A 17,723-nucleotide genomic window follows, 5' to 3' on the forward strand; every position below is an offset into this window, starting at 1 on the left:
CTTTATCTTCCCATCCATCCGCCATCGACTAAAATCGTTGCGCCGTTCATATAGTCTGATGCCTGAGATGCTAAAAATACGGTAGGGCCAATGAAGTCTTCCGGCTCACCCCATCGACCCTGAGGAATGCGCGCAAGTATTGCTTCTGCTCTGCTAGGGTCGTTGCGCAGTGCTTCAGTATTGTCAGTAGCAATATAGCCTGGTGCGATAGCATTTACATTAATACCTTGTCCTGCCCACTCATTGGCAAGGGCTTTAGTTAACTGCCCTATAGCACCTTTACTTGCGGCATAGCCTGGTACTGTAATCCCGCCCTGAAATGTCAGCAATGAAGCGGTAAAAATAATTTTGCCACGCTGGCTCGCAGCCATGAGCTTACCTATTTCACGGCTTAATATAAACTGGGCGTTTAAATTTACTTCTATCACCGTATCCCAATATTCATCGCTATGGTCAATAGCTGGATTGCGTAGAATAGTGCCCGCATTATTTACCAAGATATCAATATTTGAATGCGCCTCCTTTACCTCATTTATAAAACGATAAAGGTCTTTTCTATTGCTAAAATCACACTGATAAGCGGTAAAGTTCTGACCGGCTTCAAGCACGCCTTTTTCGGTATCAGAACCTGATGAAGCAAGGCTCGCAGACACGCCGATAATATCAGCGCCAGCCTTTGCCAGCCCTATCGCCATAGCTTGCCCTATCCCCCGGCTACAGCCAGTTACTAGTGCAGTTTTTCCAGATAAATCGAATAAAGTTTGCATTTAATTCTCATCTCCCAGTGAAACGAGGGCTTTCATACCAGAGGGGTTACCATCCATAGAAGCGAATGCGTCAGCAATATTGTCTAGTTTGCTCACTGAACTAATTAATGGAGATAGATCAAGCGCGCCATCAGCAATCAGTTTTATTGCTTGCTCAAAGTCTTCATGCTCATACACGCGAGCGCCTAAAAGCTCCAATTCCTTCCAAAAGAATTGAAACAAATCGACTTGGGGCTTCTGCGAGTGAATGGCTACCATACAAATTCGCCCGCGTACGGCAGCTATGTCTGTCATAACATCCACGGCAGGCTGCACGCCTGAAACCTCAAATACCACATCGGCCCCTTTACCATTGGTGGCGTTATTTATTTTCTCGACGATATCTTCATTGATAGGATCAACGGTATCAATGCCATGCTCTTCAGAGAACTTTCGGCGCGTCTCGCTAACTTCAGAAATAATAACGTTCGCGCCCCTAGCTTTAGAAACCATTGCAACAAGTTGACCTATTGGACCACCGCCTATAACAACAACGTCTTCGCCTTTTGCAACACGAGCTCGAGAGACATCGTGACAAGCAACAGCTAATGGTTCGACTAATGCGCCCATCTTCAAAGATACGTTGCTAGGTAATTTGTGCAGTGTTCTTGCTTTTACGGTCCAAGAGCTTTGGAAAGCCCCTGGTGTATCTATTCCCATAAACTTAAGATTTTGACAAACGTGAGAATGACCCGCATCGCAAGCGGGACAGTCTAGGCAGTAGTCTAAAGGACGAACTACGACATGGTCACCTATCGTTACATTGTCAACGCCTTCGCCTACTTCCGCTACGACACCAGACATTTCATGTCCAATAATTTGAGGTGGCGACACCCGTGCATCCATCACACCGTGATAAATATGCATGTCGGTGCCGCAAATTCCTACATAGCCAACCGACAAGCGAACCTCGCCAGGACCAGGAGGGATTGCAGTCCCTTGTTGTATATTAAACGTCTTGTCACCTGCGTATTGTGCTGCGAACATAGCTAATTATCCTTACTTTTCTTGATAAGGTGAGAGTTTCACTTCATCGAAAATTACACCGGTACCCACTGTCTCAGGCGCAATGGCGTAGCCTTGGTGATCGAGTGAAACGGGATGAGTTGTATAGGCATCTATTGGAAATGAATGGTATTCCATCATTCCAGCGTTAGGTTGTGAGGCCATAAGTGAAACGTGAAGTTCTTGCATGCCGTGACTACATACTTTCAGATTATTGATGTGGGCTAATGAGGCGACTTTGAGCCAACCTGTGATGCCACCTATATTGGAAGCGTCGGGCTGTAAGTAGGCCAGCTTTGATTGCTGAACGGTATAGTTAAATTCATAAAGAGTGTGAAGATTTTCTCCCATAGCGATGGGGATAGTTGTTGCTTCTGCAATTCGCGCATAGCTTTGATAATCATCAGGTATAGTAGGTTCCTCGAACCAATATATGTCGTATTGCTCAATGGCTTTTGCAAAACTAATGGCGTGGGCCGGAGACATGGAATAGTTCGCATCAACCATAAATTTAATATCAGGACCTATGTGTTGCCTTATAGCTGCTACTCGGTCTATATCTTCTTCTACGTTCTCTTTGCCAACTTTAATTTTTACCGCTTTAAATCCTTTATTAAGGTATCCGTCAATATGACTTATGAGTTTTTTCTTATCAAAGTTTAAATCGATACCGCCAGCATAGCAGGGAGTACGATCAGCGACCCCTCCGGCAAGTCGCCACAGAGGTTGGTTTATCCGCTTACATCGAATGTCCCAAAGTGCAATGTCGACGGTGGAAATAGCGAAACTAGCCAGCCCGCCGCGAGCAACATAGTGCAAGTGATATTGCATTTGTTCCCAAATAGCTTCTACACAATCGGCATTTTTATTTTTGAGGAAATTAGACAAGTCATCTTTGACTAAACTGTAAATTGCTTTCCCGCCTTTTCCCCCCGTATAGGTATAGCCAGTCCCTGACATACCATCGCTGCAAGTGACAGTGCAGGTAATTAGCTCAAAATGCGTATGATCACCATGCTTAGCGTCACTCAACACTTCAGGCAGAGGAATGAGGTAGTAGTTGACTTCGACATCTTTGATATAACTTGCCGAAAGCTTCGATGTGTTGATAGGGACTGCTGTCACGATACTATCCTTTACATAAATCAATATATTAATTGTACATTGTTAACAATTAATAGCAAACTTTTATCGCCGAGGAAATGAATAATGTAAATATTTTGTGAGTAAAGTTGGGGGGGGTGTCAATTTTTGAGTGAAATTATGAGCAATTTCATTATGCTAAGGAAAAAGGTAAGAATAGCTCTTTCTTCCTTTAAGTTATTGTTTATTGGGTTATTAATGAGCAAATCTATTTTGTATATATTTTATTGTTAACAATTGTTGGTTGTTGAGTTACTATGATTGTTACAAAAGGTTTGCGGAGAGTAACGTGGGCTTAACAACTATAAGGGTGAGGATTAATGAACACCAGACAAATTTTTACTAACGCGATAATTGTAGCCTTAGGTGGTTTTGTCTTCGGTTTAGATGCTGCATTAATATCGGGTACCGTTAAATTCATAAGTACTGAATTTGGCTTGGGTGATTTGGAGATTGGAGCTGTGGTTAGTGCGCCTGGCTTTGGCGTATTATTCGCGCTTTTAGTAACTGGTCACCTCTGTAATAAATTTGGACGTCGAACAACCTTAATTCTTATCGCCTTCCTATACCTGTTTTCAGCCGTTTTTTCAGTAATGGCTTATTCTTTCGAAACGCTAGTCGCGGCGCGATTTATTGGTGGGTTAGCATTTACATCTCTTTCTGTAGCAGCAATGTACATAGGTGAAGTTGCCCCACCCAAATGGCGTGGCAAGCTGGTCTCCATGATTCAAATAAATATTGTAGTAGGTCTCTCTTGCGCCTACTTTGCTAATTACGGAATTGTGCAGTTAAGTAAGTCCGCGTTGCCTTGGGTACAAGCTCTCGCCATCGACACTGAGACATGGCGCTGGATGCTTGCCGTAGAAATAGTTCCTGCGGTGCTGTGGTTCATATTACTGTTTAAAGTGCCTCGCAGTCCGCGTTGGTTGGTTATGCAAGGGCGCGATGAAGAGGCTTTCGCAGTAATGAAGAGTATGATGCCAGAGACTCAGGCCAATCAAGAGCTAAGTGAAATTAAACGTACGCTTGCCGCAGAAGGTGGCAGCAGTGCCACACTTAAAGAGTCATTTAAAATCCTATTCTCAGGGCCTGCTAAAACGGCTGCGCTAGTAGGGTTTACGATAGCTGTTGTACAGCAGATTACAGGCATTAATGCCATTATGTTTTATGCTCCTACTGTTTTTGAACAGGTTGGAATAGGTTCTGACGCTGCGTTTTTTCAAGCTGCTATTATAGGGCTAATTAGCCTCTTTTTCACGGCTTTGGCAATAACGTTAATTGACAAGATCGGGCGAAGACCTTTAATTATTTGGGGGTTAGCGTGGGCCGCTTTAAGCTTGTTCGCTTGCTACCTAGGATTTGATAGTGCTGTGTATGAGATTAATGTTGATGCTTTAGCACAGCTAAATACCAACCATGAGCTAGGTGCGCTTAAGAGTTTAGAGGGCATTATCTATCATTCTGATATTTCATTTAAAAACGCATTGCAGCAAACCATCGGCTCTGGTTTAGCAAAAGAATTCGAAAGTGAAATACTACAGGCGTCTACCACTATGAATAGTATGTTAGTGCTGGTGGGTATCTCTAGCTTTATCGCCGCTTTTCACTTTTCTATCGGACCGGTTATGTGGGTACTTTTTTCTGAAATATTCCCAACACGCGTTCGCGGAATTGCTATTCCTGTTTTTGCTTTGATTGCTAGCTTAGTAAGCTATTTAGTGCAGCAATTTTTCCCTTGGCAGCTTAGTAACATGGGGGCCGCCGACATCTTCCTGTTTTATACAATTTGTGGGGTTGTGGGGTTTATAGTTTTGTTCAAGCTGATGCCAGAAACCAAAAACAAGACCATTGAAGAGATTGAGGCCTACTTTGCCAGTAAGCAACTAGCAAAAGGATAAAATTGATGAGCATGAAAGCACAACCACACGCGAAACGGTTAATGGCTATAGGTGAATGCATGGTAGAACTTGTGCATAGTGCAGGCGATAGCTATCAACTAGGTTTCGCAGGCGATACGTTAAATGCCCTAATTTATGCTAAACGATGGAAGCCCGATACAGAATGTTCGTTTTTTAGTGCAATAGGGACTGATACCTTTAGTAATCAAATGATGAAGTTTTTCGAACTACACGGCATCAATACATCAATGGTAGCGCGCAGTAAAAACAGAAACGTAGGCTTGTATAGTATTGTTACCGATCAATATGGAGAGCGAAGCTTCGATTACTGGAGAGATCAGTCAGCGGCAAAAGTCATGATGTCGTTGCATAAAGCCCAATCAAATGCGCTGGAAGCTATGGATATGGTTTATTTCAGCGGAATTGGATTGAGTATTTTAAGCGATGCCGATAAAGAAGAGCTTTTAGCTCTTATCGAAGCACACCGAGCGAAAGGGGCGTTAGTGGCTTTCGATTCGAACTATCGAGCGTCTATGTGGAACGGGTCTCAGCACGCTCAAATATGGTTCGATAAAGCCTATCGTATTTCAGATATTGCCCTTCCGGGGCTAGACGATCATAAAAGTGTTTATCAGCACCAAAATGTAAATGACGTGGTGGAGTACTTAACGAAAGTTGGCTGCAGTGAATATGTAGTTAAAGCCGGTACCGAAGGAATGTACGGATACAAAGATAAGCGTTTAGTACACCACCGGGTATTTAATCCGGCGCCCACCCAAGTTGATACCACAGCAGCAGGAGATTCATTTGCGGGTGTCTATTTAATAAGTCGTTTAACTGGCGATACGATGGCACAGAGTATTCAAGCGGCTGATATGGCCGCGAGGGAAGTGGTACAGCACACAGGTGCAATTGTTAGTGCCAATGCTATCGAGCGGGTTCGCAACGAGTTTTGTGCGCAACGTTTAGAGGAGGTTGACGTTTATGAGTAAAAAACTAAGTTTGGCCAGCAAGCGTGCATTGGAACGAGGATATGATGCACAAGGCCCAGAATGGATGACAGAGTTTGATGTTAAGCCTTTAAAAGGTGACTTTGCTTTTGAAGAAGGCGTAATAAGGCGTGATCCCTCTTCCGTAATAAAGGTAGAGGGGGTTTATCACTGCTGGTATACCCGGGGCGAGGGCGAGACAGTTGGCTTTAGTTCAAGCAATCCAAACGACAAGGTTTTTCCTTGGGACTTAACGTCGGTATGGCACGCATCTTCTACAGATGGTGAAACTTGGACGGAACATGGTGTGGCTATTGATCGCGGAGAAGCGGGTAATTATGACGACCGAGCAGTATTTACGCCAGAAGTTCTAGCGCACGAGGGCAAGTACTATCTTGTCTATCAAACCGTGCAAGCGCCTTATAATAACCGACAGTTTGAGCATATAGCGATAGCGGTTGCAGATACACCTTTTGGACCCTGGGAGAAATCGCGTGAGCCAATATTATCACCAGCGCAAGATGGGGAATGGTTGGGTACACAAGATAATCGATTCCAAGTGAAATCGAAAGGAAGCTTTGATAGTCACAAGGTGCACGACCCTTGTTTGGTGTTTTTTCGAGATAGGTTTTACCTTTACTACAAAGGCGAAACGATGGGCGAAGGAATGAACATGGGAGGTAGGGAAATAAAACATGGTGTTGCCATTTCAGATTCGCCTCTTGGACCTTACATAAAATCTGAATACAACCCTATATCTAACAGCGGTCATGAAGTGGTGGTGTGGAATTATGGCCACGGCATAGTCTCACTTTTGACGACCGATGGGCCTGAGAAAAATACTATTCAGTTTGCCGAAGATGGCATCAACTTCGACATTAAAGCTTATGTCAAAGGGGCGCCTGAAGCCATTGGTCTTTATAGAGATGGCGAAGCAGATACTCCCCCTCCAGGACTTAGTTGGGGACTTTGCCACAAATACGACGCAAGTTGGAACTGGAACTATATATGTAAATTTATTCCTCGTAAGCAAGTATTGGATGCGGGAACATTCCAAAATGCAGCAAGTTAAGTACCGGAGTTAAACCAAATTTACACATTAAAAACTGTATAGAACGTGAGCGTTTGAACTGCTACAAACTAAGCGCTCTCGCACTACGTTGGATATGAAAAAGGGGGCTAAAATGAACCAAGTTGCATACTGTGAGCCTTATTGTATAGAAGATGGCGATGAGTTCGAGGTTCATCATGTCAAGTTTGCAGAAGACGAACCGTACGAGTGCTCGACCCACTTCCATCAAGTTCATGAGTTCATCATATTTGAAGAAATTGAGGGGAACTACTTTTATAGCCAAGGCGAATCTGAACTGCATGACGCTGATATTGTTTTCACCCCCGCAGCAGAAACTCATAACTTTGAGTGCAGCCAAAGAGCTAAGTCTTGGTTTATCGTGCAGTTCAAGCCAGAGGTGCTCGAAGGGAGCAACATTGCAGAAGTGAGTGCTTTTTTCAATCAAGGCTTACATCTACGCTTACCTAACAAACGCATTCGAGAAATCCAACAACAGGTAAAGTGGTTATACGAGAGTTATCATCACAATCCTTTGAGCCCGAGAAGTAAGTCGTTGCTGCATTTACTTATTAGTACTATCGCTGAATACGGCACGTCGGTCGAAACTAACCAAACGCTACCTATCACTCGTTCACCTTTATATGAAAAAATGCTACCGCTCATTAAGTTGTTCGAAAGCAAAACTACGGTGGATCTATCCGTCACTGAAGCGGCAAAATTGTGTCACCTATCTCCCTGTCATTTTTCAAGGATGTTCAAACATATTTTCAAAGTTAATTACTCTGAATACACTATGAAACACAAATTACACAGCGCTGCGCGACTACTTAGTCAATCAAGTCTATCTATCACGCAAATTGGTTACGACTTGAATTTTTCCAGCCCATCGCACTTTATTTCACAGTTTAGAAAAAACTTCTCCGTTACACCTCGCCAGTACCGCTCTTCGTTTACAAGTAAGGCGTGGTGATACCAAAATTTTATCATTAACACTGCGCACTATAATTACGTCATTTTCGTGATACTTTTCTGCAAAAAGCTGCCATTAATATCAAGCGTATGTTGCTAGAGTTTCCCCATACGTAATGCCTTATTAAAAGGCTTTGATGGGGAACAATCAGTGCAACCGAGTAAATGTAGCAACAACCACCAAGAACCTTTAAGGTGCGACAGCGACAGCGTTGCGCCTAGCCAAGCGCGCGAAATTACCACCGAAAAGTGTCCGTTCTCTAACTTTGATGAGAACAAAGTTGGACAGTTTAAGGATTCATTTAGTTTACTGCGTCAAAATCAAGGATTTTTAGACATTGATGATCAAAATGACCCAGTAAAAATGGTGCTGGGCCTAAAAGAAGTGAGAAAAGCCGCGCACAACTGGAATTTATTCCAATCTGAAGCAAAGCCTGGAAGAATAGTTGTCCCCTCTGAAGTCTCTATTCGAGACATACGCCAAATACCCTTTGAACTTGATCCGCCATCACATAAATACTTCAGAAGTTTATTAGAGCCTTGGTTTAAAAGACCCTCCACCCTGGAGTATCAAGATAAGCTAGGGGCGATTGTTGAGCATGTGGTAAGTCAAACAATTAATGATGGCACGGCTCATAAAAACAAGCAGAATAGTTATGATGCAGTAACTGATATAGCGTTAACGATTCAATCTCGCGCGCTTTCAGTGCTCTTGAACGTTCCCATGGATGAAGCAAAAACGTGGATAAGTTGGGGAACGCACGTTTTCAGGAGCAATGATAATCCTCTTGATGCAGAAAAAGCGGACGTACTTTACGACTACTTGGATGCTCAAATACAAAAAGCTAAAGGCGCACCAAGAGATGACATTTATGGTTTATTACTGAATGCAAAGGTAGAGGGGAGGGCCCTTTCTGATGAAGAGATTAAAGGGATTTTGGTCTTAACGTTTGCCGGTGGGAGGGATACCGTGATCAACTCGCTTACTAATACGCTAGCTTATTTTTCCGATAATCCAGATGCGCTCAATTTTATTAATCAGCATCCTGAGCACCTAAATTCTGCGGTTGAAGAGCTGTTTCGTTACTTCTCCCCTCTTACTCATATGGGTCGTGTAGCTACGGCAGAAGGAGAGGTTGCAAAGCAACATATTCCTGATGATTCCCGTATTTCTCTTTGCTGGGCTTCGGCAAATCGCGATGAGACAGTTTTCGATACACCCAATAACCTAGTTTTAACCCGCAAGACGAACCCCCATGTGGCTTTTGGATTTGGTATACACAATTGCCTAGGTGCCACTCACGCGCGCGCACTGATGCGCATTTGGGTGAAGGAACTCGCCCACAGGGTGGCCAAAGTAGACGTTATTGAAGCCACTGAAAATATTGAGCAGTGGGGGGGCGTGAAGCGCAAAGTTGGTTTTCAAACTTTGCTTGTTCGGTTAACTGGACGCGTTTAAGAAACTTTTGAAAATGGCGTGTTTTTGTTAAGTCACACTGACTACATGGAGAATCTAATGATTAACGTAACTTTTTTAACAGCAGATGGCGAGAAAATAAAAACTCAAGGGCTAGCTGGATCTGTAATGGGGCTGGCTGTTGAACATGATGTGCCTGGAATAGGTGGAGACTGTGGCGGCGTTTGTTCTTGTGCTACCTGTCATGTACATGTGGCAAAAAAAGACTTAGCTAGGGTAGGTGAAGCCAGCGAAATAGAAAAAGATATGTTAGAGCTCACCGACGACGTATCGGAGGCAAGCAGGCTTTGTTGTCAAATTACACTATCTGAAGATATTGATGGGCTTGAAGTGAAAGTAGTAAGGGAGTAATACATGAACTTCTCAGAAGTAGTCGCGGGCACAAGGCAAACTATATCCAGTGACAACAATATAGATGAAGGAGAAAGCAAAAATGACGGGCTGCAGCGATGCGTAATTGTTGGTGCGAGTCACGCAGGAGTGAACTGCGCTTTTGCATTACGTAAGCAAGGTTTTGAAGGCTCAATAGTAGTCATCGATACTGACGAGTACTTGCCCTATCATCGTCCGCCGTTGTCTAAAGCCTACCTCGATACGCCTGTAGATGAGCCGCCTTTGAAAATTAAGTCTGAAAATGCTTACGCGAAAGCCAATATAACCTTGATGCTAGGTTTTAAAGTGATGGATGTTAACGTTCACAATAAGCTGCTGGATATGCATCTGTTGAAGACCCTACGACAAAGCGTTCATTAACCTACACCTACTTAGTACTAGCGACGGGGGCAAGCCCTGTAATCCCGCCAATTAAAGGACTAAATATCAAAATTCAGGATGTTAGAAAAAAACCGTCGACTAACATTTTGGTAATGCGCAACGCGGATGACGCGATAGCATTGAAATTACTCATAAACAATACGCATAAAACGAAGCAAGAGTTTCATGCGCTAGTCTTAGGAGCTGGCTATATTGGTCTGGAAACAGCAGCATCACTTCGAAAAATAGGCGCTGAAGTTACGGTTATTGAAAGAGCGCGACGCCCTCTTGCACGAGTAGCGAGTGAAGAAGTATCGAAGTTTATAAGCGCCTTACATAGCAACCGAGGGGTAAACCTCATCTGCAATGATAGTGTTATAGAGCTCTCACAAAATTCCAACACAAAGGGAGGTAGCGCTAGCTACCAAGTTCTATGCAAAAGCGGCGCGAAATATAATGTTGATTGCCTAATTGTTGGGGTGGGTGTCATAGTTCATACAGACCTTGCGCAACATGCAGCCTTACAGCTAGATGAAGGATATATTCGTGTAGATGGGAGGATGAAAACCAGTAATTCAAACATTTGGGCTATTGGTGATTGCACGGTATTTGAACACCATGAATACGGTGACAGCACCCATATAGAATCGGTACAAAATGCTGTAGATCAGGCTAAAATCGCCGCAGAGTCTATTGCCAGTAGCGCTAAAGAATATAGCCAAACCGCTGATGTTGAACTTCCTTCTTCAACGCTTGAGCAGTTTAATATTGATGCTTCTCGTTCAACCCCAAGTCGATACAATGCAACGCCGTGGTTTTGGTCAGATCAGTTTGATAGCAAATTGCAAATAGCCGGCTTAATTAAAAATACAGACAACCAAATTACGCGATTTGATTCAGATAGAGAGTGCTCTATTTGGCATTTTGAAGGCGATGTACTGCGCTGCGTTGAAGCAATCAATTCGCCCAAAGCCTATGTGCTTGGAAGTAAATGGATCGCTGAGAAAATTAATATAGATAAAGCCCAACTGGCGGATACGTCGGTAAGCTTAATCTCGCTAAACGCCCCTTAAGATTTAGGTAACAAAAACTAAACCAGAAGCTCATCCAAATGTTGCAACCAATGTGTTGATAAATTATTTAATTATTGTTGTTTAATGTAAATTGTATACAATGTGGGGGTTCGGAAAGGATGCAGAGGATAGTAGAAAATGCAAAGTCCTCTGAGTGCATAAAGGGTTGTCTTCAAGAAAAGGTGAAAGTATGGGGCGCAAGATAGTGCAGACGTTAGCAATTGCTAGCGGTATGGCTTTATTGGCGGGATGTGGTGCAGGAAATCATGCTACCTCAGTTGCGAATAAGAACTCTGCGTATAGCAACAAGTCATCCGAGAGTACAGAGGCAGCACCTGCGCGCCCTTTAGAATTTACCATCAATATCGAAAGTGCGGGTCCAAAGCGCATTACTTTCGTGGTAGATAACCCAGCGTCTTACGCAAGTCTTTCGCTTTATCAAGGCCCTAAAATACTTGCTGATAATTTAAATGTATCAGAACAAGGTCATCAGGTTATTAGTACATTAATCGACTTAGACAAAACCGGCGAAGTCACGCTAAGCCTACGAACATTGAATACGCCACTAAAAGTAATTTCGTGGCATATCGAAAATACTTCTATTGAAGCGCTTCCCAATTTTATAGATAGCACTGAGGCTGCAGGGATAGCGAAGGTAAAGTCTTTAAAATATGGCGGGCCAAGCGTTGCCGATATTGATCAAGATGGCGACTATGATTTTATTGTTAATAATCACAATGCTGAGACCAGTAAAGTCTATATGAATAATGGCGACGGTACAGTTACCCAGCACCCCACAGCACTCTCTCGTTGGTTTATGCAGGATCTCCATGGCACTGCGTTAGGTGATTATGATAAGGACGGCGACCTTGATTTGTTTCTAAGCCGCGGCGGCGGCAATGGTAAAAACCCCTCGGTGTCCTATTTCTATTTGAACGATGAAATGAACTTAGTTCGGTTCACCGGTGATGCGGGAATCAACATGGGAGGCAGAGGTCGAGGGGCGCGATGGATAGATATGGACCTAGACGGCGATCTCGATTTATTTATCATGAACGAAACAAGTTTATTTAAAAAGTCGCCGCAACATTTATTTTTTGAAAATGTTGGAAATGGAAGATTTAATCAACGAAGAGTTGATGGGCTTGAAGATATAAGAGCGTCGCGCACCACAGTAACTGACTTTAATCGAGACGGTATCGACGACATTATCATGTACAGTCCCTTGTCGCTTTGGCAAGGAAATGGTGACTTTTCCTATACTGATGTCTCTGAAATGTTGCCAGCTTCACTTGCTGATCTTAGAGGTGTTATGGCAATTACCGATATAGATATTGATAACGACGGCGATTTGGATCTGTATTTGGCCAGAGGTAAAAAGTTCGAGCACGGTTTTGGTGAAAATCCATCCGTCGATTTTGACCCAATTGAAAAAAGCTTTTCAATTAAAACGAGAGGGTATAACGGTTCTGATGCGTTTGGTTTTACCGCCGAAGGCAACATTCTATTGACTAATTATTACTTCTTAGGTCAACAAGGCTTCAGGGGAAAAGATTATCCTTTATACCTTGGTAGCAACAAGCAACCACATATTGTTCCTTCAGGCGGCGAGTTCACCTTTAACGCATCTATGGCAGAGGGCTGGCCTTCAAAGCGAGAAGAAAATGGGGTGTATTTTGGTGTCGACGAAGAAGGAAAATGGAAGGCTGAGTTAGTAAGAAACGGCAATATATTTTGGTCTTACTTTTTTACCCTAAAAGGCGTTGAAACCGCTGAGACCGCGTTTGAACCAGAAAATCGCAACGAGGATGACGTTCTGCTAGAAAACAAAGGCGGGAAGTTTGTCGATGTTTCTGAGCGGTGGCGTATCCCTAAGGGTGGAAACGCACTGGGTGTGACTACGGGTGATTTCAATAATGATGGCTTTCAGGATCTATTTGTTTATCGTTGGGGGCGGGTAGATAAGCGTATTGCAGACAGTATGCTTATTAACTCAGGTGCTACGGTGGGCAATACTGAAACACAAAATGCAGTTACTAAGCATAGTGGTAATGAGCAGCAACGATATTTTGAAATGACAACAATGCATGGTGCAAGCGACCATGGTGGGCCTGGCTTTGGCGATATGGGTCAGGCTTTTGACTTTAACTTAGATGGACGGGTTGATTTACTCTCAGGAAGTGAACACGGGTATTGGAATTTATTCACCAATGACTCTAGTACTTCTGCAAACTATGCACTCATAAACGTAGGGTACTCACCAATTGAAAACGTTGATGCGATAGGCGCACATGTTGAATTAGAAACAACTAACGGCAAACAATTTCGTCGCGTGGGTTCCGCTGGGGAGGTTTTCTCACAGAGCTTTTTAAATATTGCGCACTTCGGCCTAGGGGCCTCTCATCGAGTTAAAAAAGTTACCGTGCGCTGGCGAAACGGTGAAACCACTGAGATAACTCAACCACAGCATAATACTGTACTTAGTGTAGGCGTTGAAAAGCCTGTACACCCCTCTGTGCATCCAGTCATTAAGCAACTTAATTCAAGCGGTGAAAGCAGCGAAAATTTGCGTGAACCATTTATTCGTATACTACAAAAAGGTGAACTTGATAGAAAAGGTATCAAAATTGGCGAGCCTCTTCATATTAAAGCGCAATACTACGCGGGGGGAAGGCATCGAGTAGTCGCAGCAGATGAAGGTGGAGTGCAATTCTGGCTTCGTCACCAAACGCCCAGCAATGTCCCAGTAGAGGATCGAGTCGCTGTTGATAGCGCTGCTCTCTATAACGTTACCGGGCAAGCAAATGTAGTTATTTCAACTGAGGGGCTAGTACCTTCAGACTCCTTACCGAAAGGGCACTACTATATGCTACGTGCAATATTCACTTCAAGTGATGGGAATATGTATGAAGACGCAATAGGCAAAGTGAAACTCTATTAAAACTGGCTTGCAATCAAATTTAATTAAATGACTTAAGGGGTAATCTTTTGCTAGGACAAAACCTATGGACGTTCAAGATTGACGAAAGTTGGGGGGAACATGACCCGACCAAACCTAAACCTGAAAATGCACACGCACTGGCTTTTTTAGACGACAGATTGCTACTGGTTACCGACCATACAGATCACAATGTTATCGAGTATAACAATCAGGGAAAAGTGGTGAATACATGGGGAAAGCAATGGCCAGGCGCTCATGGTATTAAGGTAGTAGGTAAAGGTAACACATCGGCTATTTTTATAGTTGATAGTGGTTGGGTGGTAAATCCTAATTGGGATGGACAGAGCTACGATAAATGGGATTCGCCCTACAATAAAATGCTTCGCCAGGCTGGCTCTATCGCGAAGCTAGATGCGCAAGGGAAAGTACTGTTCTCAATTGGGCATCCTCAAACCATAGGGGTTTATAGTAGCGATATGCCTTATAACCCTACTGATATCGCTGTGAGTGAGAAAGGTGACTTGTATATTGTAGATGGCTACGGTAGCGACTTTATATTACAGCACGACAAGCATGGACGTTTTATACGAAAATTCGCAAATGGAAGTGCTAATAGCGAAGAAAACATTAAAAATGGTCACGGCATTACTTTCGACTATCGAGGTAACGAACCTTTACTACTAGTGAGTTCGCGGGCCGATCATTGTTTAAAATGGTATACGCTTGACGGTGAGTTCGTGCGTACGTTGCATGTGCCAGGCGCCTTTATTCATGCGCCTATTTTTAACGAACATCACATGATTGCTACAGTGTGCTGGACAGGCGATCCTTCAAAACCAGAAGATAACTCGGGCGTCATTTGTATTTTTGATGAAAATGATACTCTGGTATCGGTTCTAGGGGGCGATCTTCCAAGCGATGGTCAGCCCGTGAAAAGTGACCAAAAGCATTTCTTTCATTGTCATGGTATCGAGCAAGACCAACAAGGCAATTTATATTTAGCACAGTGGAAGGCAAACGGGCTTCATCCACTGCGTTTACAACGGTGTTAAAAGGAAAAATAGCCAGTACCTAGGCTACAGGCTATTAAACAAAAGCAAAGGTATCTATTCAGTCTCCGACTACGAAATATTAGGCCAAGATAAGACTGCCGAGTCCTCAACTTTTCGCAACGGGCGATATTTCAAAGAGTTTTCTTTGAAAGGCTTGGCAGACTCTGCGCAGTATGCTGCAATCATTACCCAACGAGGGTCTTTGGATTTATTTTGATTTGATTTATGCAGCAAATTGCAATGAAAAAAGAGAGTGTCGCCCGGCTCAAGCTCAACATTTACGAGTTCTAAATGCTTCAGAGCTTCATTAACAAATAACATGTCAGCCCCTTTTTGATCACCTGTCTTAGCGTGGTTTATTCTGCCAATATGGTGTGACCCTTTAAGTACTTGAAGACAGCCGTTTTCAACGGTAGCACGGTTAATTGCGATCATGCAGCTTACTAACTTTGGGTATAAATGGTAGTTGTCGGTTGCCCAATAACCATAGTCCTGATGCCATTCCCAAGCTCCGCCGACAAACGGTTCCTTCATCATTATTTTCGTGGTTGTATGAAATACTGGTTCTTGCAGTATATCTTCTACCGCATCAACTAAACGTCTGCCGCGAGAGAACATTGAATAAAAATCGTCTCCTAGTTCTTGCCACAAACACACCTTACTGACAGTCCCCGACGCGTCTTTTTTATCCCAGGCATTCTGATAAAGGCTATCATCATTAAACGCTTTATCTTGCAGTTTCTCGATCTCACTTTGGTTATAGTATCCCTTCGCTATTACATATCCATCACGATTGAAATCAGCAATCTGCGCGTCAGTTAACTCTTTTTTAGACTCATGCTTACTCATTTTTTCACTCCATCAATCCAGTTCTATCAAATATATTTTCATGTTTAATGTTGACAATATTGAGCGATTTTTGCGTTAATGCAATATGAAATTCATATAAATATGTGGCTTTCATATATGAATAATTTTGTCATTGATTGTGCTTGGCTTGCCTGTGAAAATTTTTTTTCTAATTTATTGGTAAATCAACTTTGGAAAAAACCTTGTGGAAAAAGAAAAGTATGCGGTTCCTGCAGTAGATAAATGCTTTGAAATTATGGATTTTCTTGCGCAATCAGGCAAAGCCTGCTCGCAATCAGAAATTGCCAAAGGTATTAACAAGGGAACAAATCAAATATATCGAATATTGGTTAACCTAACAGCCAGTGGGTACTTAAATCGAAATGAGTCTAATGGTAAATACGGTTTGTCGTTCAAGCTATATAACCTTTCCCGCTCAATATCCCCCTTAGATGAAATAAGAAAACACGCGCTACCACTAATGGAAGAGCTTGCTGCATATGGAAAATTGTCTTGTCAGCTATTTGTTTTATACCAAAGCCAGGCAATGGTTCTGGTGCAGGCACGAAATCCATATAGTGTGTCGCTCAATTATGCAGAGGGAAGCCTTTTTTCTTGCTATGCGTCCAACCCGGGAAACTTATTACTTGCCCACAGCAGTAAATATGTACAACAAGTGATCTTAGATGAAGTGCCTGATTGGCATGAGTTATCATGCGAAGACAGAAACGCATTTGAGGATAAACTGGCATATATCGCTAAAACAGAGCAATGGGAGGCGCCAAGCCAACATTTGTTAGGCATCAGGGAATCAGTTTGTTTAGTAGGGCAGCCCGAAGGAAAGCAAATCGCCGCATTAATGGTTAGTCACCTTACTAAAATTAACAATAGCGGCGATGAGGCGGGAAGTCTCGAGCTAATGAAACAAACCGCACATTTACTCACCAAAAAATTGAATTTATGAATAGCTTATGAAACTTAACACGCGCGCGTAAAAGACACTTCGACCGCGCATTAGCGTTTGCAGCTAGTGATGTACATATGGTTACTTTATATTTTTACGTATAGCCGCCATAGCTTGTTTAACATCACCTAGCTTGAAGGCCTCGACAATATCACGATGTTCTTCTACTAGTTTACCGGAAGTTTTAATACGCTGGTAATTCATACGCATTCTGATGACAACTGGGTACCATAGGTTAAATAAATCCTCACCGCCCGCCAATTCAATAAAGTACTGGTGAAATGCAATATCTGTTTTGGTTAATTCAGTATATTCCTGCTTCTCAAAATGCGCTTCCATCCTGTCAATTAAAGTATCCATGTAGGCAACTTGTTCAGTTGTTGCTTTGCCTATCACCTCCTTAACCGCAAATTCTTCTATTTTTCTCCTTAGCTCGATACTGAGTTTTTGTAATTCTGGCGACAGAGGGCGGTTCACCGATGCTCCTACGTTGCTTTTGCTTATAAGCAACCCTTCTTTGGTCAGCTTCAAAATAACATCTCTTATTGGCCCCCGAGACACCTCAAAGCGTTTAGCCAACTGTATTTCATTTAATTTAGTATCAGAAGCTAATTCTCCAGAGATAATATCTGAGCGCAAAACGTCTGCTATCTGATCTCTAACGGAGAAAATCTTGTTTTTCATAAGCCTTGTCGATAATCAAAAAATATTGGTAAATTGTTAACTTTATTT

General features: G+C 42.9%; 16 protein-coding genes. 11 read left to right on the top strand and 5 right to left on the bottom strand.

The genetic code is table 11. The features are described from left to right. Positions 1-2 precede the first annotated feature (2 nt). The 3 genes from KL866_RS15070 to KL866_RS15080 are packed head-to-tail and all read right to left on the bottom strand — an operon-like array spanning position 3 to position 2,939. Positions 3-767 carry an SDR family oxidoreductase gene (locus KL866_RS15070; RefSeq protein WP_025254050.1) on the bottom strand — a complete coding sequence of 255 codons (765 nt, stop codon included), beginning with the start codon at positions 765-767 and terminating at the stop codon, positions 3-5. Continuing rightward, positions 768-1,793, bottom strand: a complete 1,026-nt coding sequence (locus KL866_RS15075; protein WP_214995786.1) for a zinc-binding dehydrogenase — start codon at positions 1,791-1,793, stop codon at positions 768-770. Positions 1,794-1,805: 12 nt separating this feature from the next. Then, positions 1,806-2,939, bottom strand: coding sequence for an enolase C-terminal domain-like protein (locus tag KL866_RS15080; protein ID WP_034325437.1), 1,134 nt, complete (start codon positions 2,937-2,939; stop codon positions 1,806-1,808). Positions 2,940-3,274: 335 nt separating this feature from the next. Here KL866_RS15080 and KL866_RS15085 point away from each other — a divergent pair, with 335 nt between their 5' ends. The 10 genes from KL866_RS15085 (at position 3,275) to KL866_RS15130 (ending at position 15,178) form a co-directional block, all read left to right on the top strand. After that, positions 3,275-4,852 carry an MFS transporter gene (locus KL866_RS15085; RefSeq protein ID WP_214995788.1) on the top strand — a complete coding sequence of 526 codons (1,578 nt, stop codon included), beginning with the start codon at positions 3,275-3,277 and terminating at the stop codon, positions 4,850-4,852. Positions 4,853-4,857: 5 nt separating this feature from the next. After that, a complete protein-coding gene (locus KL866_RS15090) occupies positions 4,858-5,844 on the top strand; it encodes a sugar kinase (protein WP_025254054.1) in 987 nt (328 codons plus the stop codon). Then, a complete protein-coding gene (locus KL866_RS15095) occupies positions 5,837-6,913 on the top strand; it encodes a family 43 glycosylhydrolase (RefSeq protein WP_029661315.1) in 1,077 nt (358 codons plus the stop codon). The genes KL866_RS15090 and KL866_RS15095 overlap by 8 nt, the downstream gene beginning before the upstream one ends. 112 nt (positions 6,914-7,025) lie before the next feature. Next, on the top strand, positions 7,026-7,883 hold the full coding sequence (locus KL866_RS15100) for an AraC family transcriptional regulator (RefSeq protein ID WP_025254056.1): 858 nt from the start codon (positions 7,026-7,028) through the stop codon (positions 7,881-7,883). 234 nt (positions 7,884-8,117) lie between these two features. Next, positions 8,118-9,341, top strand: coding sequence for a cytochrome P450 (locus KL866_RS15105; RefSeq protein WP_409173991.1), 1,224 nt, complete (start codon positions 8,118-8,120; stop codon positions 9,339-9,341). Between the two features lie 57 nt (positions 9,342-9,398). Further along, the gene (locus tag KL866_RS15110) at positions 9,399-9,710 is read left to right on the top strand and encodes a 2Fe-2S iron-sulfur cluster-binding protein (protein ID WP_025254058.1); all 312 of its coding nucleotides are present in this window, start codon (positions 9,399-9,401) and stop codon (positions 9,708-9,710) included. A gap of 3 nt (positions 9,711-9,713) precedes the next feature. Beyond that, positions 9,714-10,112 carry an FAD-dependent oxidoreductase gene (locus KL866_RS15115; protein ID WP_214995790.1) on the top strand — a complete coding sequence of 133 codons (399 nt, stop codon included), beginning with the start codon at positions 9,714-9,716 and terminating at the stop codon, positions 10,110-10,112. Between the two features lie 41 nt (positions 10,113-10,153). Then, positions 10,154-11,185: an FAD-dependent oxidoreductase gene (locus KL866_RS20500; RefSeq protein WP_311236158.1), complete on the top strand. Its 1,032-nt coding sequence runs from the start codon at positions 10,154-10,156 to the stop codon at positions 11,183-11,185. A gap of 190 nt (positions 11,186-11,375) precedes the next feature. Next, complete coding sequence (locus KL866_RS15125; protein WP_251140091.1) at positions 11,376-14,126, top strand: CRTAC1 family protein; 2,751 nt, start codon at positions 11,376-11,378, stop codon at positions 14,124-14,126. 47 nt (positions 14,127-14,173) lie between these two features. Next, on the top strand, positions 14,174-15,178 hold the full coding sequence (locus tag KL866_RS15130) for a 6-bladed beta-propeller (RefSeq protein WP_214995794.1): 1,005 nt from the start codon (positions 14,174-14,176) through the stop codon (positions 15,176-15,178). Between the two features lie 69 nt (positions 15,179-15,247). Here KL866_RS15130 and KL866_RS15135 read toward each other — a convergent pair whose 3' ends face one another. Beyond that, complete coding sequence (locus KL866_RS15135) at positions 15,248-16,027, bottom strand: phytanoyl-CoA dioxygenase family protein (protein WP_025254062.1); 780 nt, start codon at positions 16,025-16,027, stop codon at positions 15,248-15,250. 205 nt (positions 16,028-16,232) lie between these two features. Here KL866_RS15135 and KL866_RS15140 point away from each other — a divergent pair, with 205 nt between their 5' ends. Then, entirely contained in the window at positions 16,233-16,991 is a 759-nt protein-coding gene (locus tag KL866_RS15140) for an IclR family transcriptional regulator (RefSeq protein WP_025254063.1), read from the top strand. An 81-nt stretch (positions 16,992-17,072) separates the two neighbouring features. Here KL866_RS15140 and KL866_RS15145 read toward each other — a convergent pair whose 3' ends face one another. Then, entirely contained in the window at positions 17,073-17,675 is a 603-nt protein-coding gene (locus KL866_RS15145; protein ID WP_025254064.1) for a GntR family transcriptional regulator, read from the bottom strand. Positions 17,676-17,723: the final 48 nt, after the last annotated feature.

The sequence above is a fragment of the Alteromonas sp. ALT199 genome (assembly GCF_018619335.1).
Lineage (GTDB): Bacteria > Pseudomonadota > Gammaproteobacteria > Enterobacterales > Alteromonadaceae > Alteromonas.

Excerpts from the sequence above, each read along its gene's own strand:
- KL866_RS15115 (WP_214995790.1), top strand. The coding sequence starts at position 9,714 with ATGAACTTCTCAGAAGTAGTCGCGGGCACAAGGCAAACTATATCCAGT.
- KL866_RS15145 (WP_025254064.1), bottom strand. The coding sequence starts at position 17,675 with ATGAAAAACAAGATTTTCTCCGTTAGAGATCAGATAGCAGACGTTTTG.
- KL866_RS15135 (WP_025254062.1), bottom strand. The coding sequence starts at position 16,027 with ATGAGTAAGCATGAGTCTAAAAAAGAGTTAACTGACGCGCAGATTGCT.
- KL866_RS15075 (WP_214995786.1), bottom strand. The coding sequence starts at position 1,793 with ATGTTCGCAGCACAATACGCAGGTGACAAGACGTTTAATATACAACAA.
- KL866_RS15090 (WP_025254054.1), top strand. The coding sequence starts at position 4,858 with ATGAGCATGAAAGCACAACCACACGCGAAACGGTTAATGGCTATAGGT.
- KL866_RS15085 (WP_214995788.1), top strand. The coding sequence starts at position 3,275 with ATGAACACCAGACAAATTTTTACTAACGCGATAATTGTAGCCTTAGGT.
- KL866_RS15100 (WP_025254056.1), top strand. The coding sequence starts at position 7,026 with ATGAACCAAGTTGCATACTGTGAGCCTTATTGTATAGAAGATGGCGAT.
- KL866_RS15110 (WP_025254058.1), top strand. The coding sequence starts at position 9,399 with ATGATTAACGTAACTTTTTTAACAGCAGATGGCGAGAAAATAAAAACT.
- KL866_RS15125 (WP_251140091.1), top strand. The coding sequence starts at position 11,376 with ATGGGGCGCAAGATAGTGCAGACGTTAGCAATTGCTAGCGGTATGGCT.
- KL866_RS15095 (WP_029661315.1), top strand. The coding sequence starts at position 5,837 with ATGAGTAAAAAACTAAGTTTGGCCAGCAAGCGTGCATTGGAACGAGGA.
- KL866_RS15070 (WP_025254050.1), bottom strand. The coding sequence starts at position 767 with ATGCAAACTTTATTCGATTTATCTGGAAAAACTGCACTAGTAACTGGC.